A 956-nucleotide genomic window follows, 5' to 3' on the forward strand; every position below is an offset into this window, starting at 1 on the left:
AATGTGGCCACCGGCTCCACCGCGGAGATCGAGGTCACCGCGGGAGGGACGAACTTCAAGTCGGTTCCCGGTCCGAGACCCAACATCAGCAGCCGGCCGGTCGCGTGAGCGATCGCGTCTCGGCGATACCGGTTGTAGAACAGGCTGTCGAAGAACGGCTGGCCGAGGCGATATATGTAGGGAAATAACGGATTTCCGGGCGTTATCTGCTGCCTAGGTCCATGCGGAACGGCGGGTACTCATCACGCATCAACGATACATACACCGCCACCCGGTAGCGCCAGCGCACGATGCCCATCAGAAGATCGAACATCCCCTGCGGGATCGCCCCGGTGCACAACAACGCGACCGCCGCGATCACGGTGAGCACCTGCAGTAGTGGCTCCAGCGCCCAGCACAGGAGTATCTGCGGGGCTGCCAACAGCCACGACTTCACCAGTACGGCCCAATTCGTAAGGCGCTCGGGGTATTCGACGTCGAGGTCGCCCGGATAGTCGGGCCGGGCGGCCAGCGTGAAGGGGGGGTATTTGTCGGTGCTGTTCATCGGAAACCGGTAATTCATGACTCGCCAGGACCAGCGCAGCACGCCGACATTGAAATCGAAGAGCGGGCGCGGATACCGGCCGGTGAACAGGATCGCGGCGCCGGCCGCGACAGTCAGAAACGGATACACCAGATAAAGAAGTATCAGGATCGGATAGTGCGGCACGGCCAGCACGCACCACTTGACGAGCCACAGCCAGCGCGACGGCGCGTCGAAATCGCCTCGTACTCGCACGGGATCGAGCGGCGTGTGGGCCGATTCGCTCTCGACGATTCTGGTGCTGGTCACCGTGCGTACGACGCAAGAGGAGTTGCCGCCGCGAGATCGCGATCGATCTGCGCGGTGATCCGGGCGTGGCTGGTCGATCGCACGAACTTGGTCAATGCCCAGGTGTGCAGTCGATCCGGCATCA

Annotated in this window: 1 protein-coding gene and 1 pseudogene; both read right to left on the minus strand. The window is 62.8% G+C overall.

Annotated elements, in window-relative coordinates:
* Positions 1-206, minus strand: a pseudogene (locus tag ACZY0B_RS27730) (class I SAM-dependent methyltransferase); the annotation flags it as partial.
* A complete protein-coding gene (locus ACZY0B_RS27735) occupies positions 203-778 on the minus strand; it encodes a DUF4389 domain-containing protein (RefSeq protein WP_463767421.1) in 576 nt (191 codons plus the stop codon). The gene ACZY0B_RS27735 and the pseudogene ACZY0B_RS27730, both read right to left, overlap by 4 nt.
* Between the last annotated feature and the right edge of the window lie 178 nt (positions 779-956).

The organism is Mycobacterium sp. IDUB_19 (assembly GCF_055419445.1).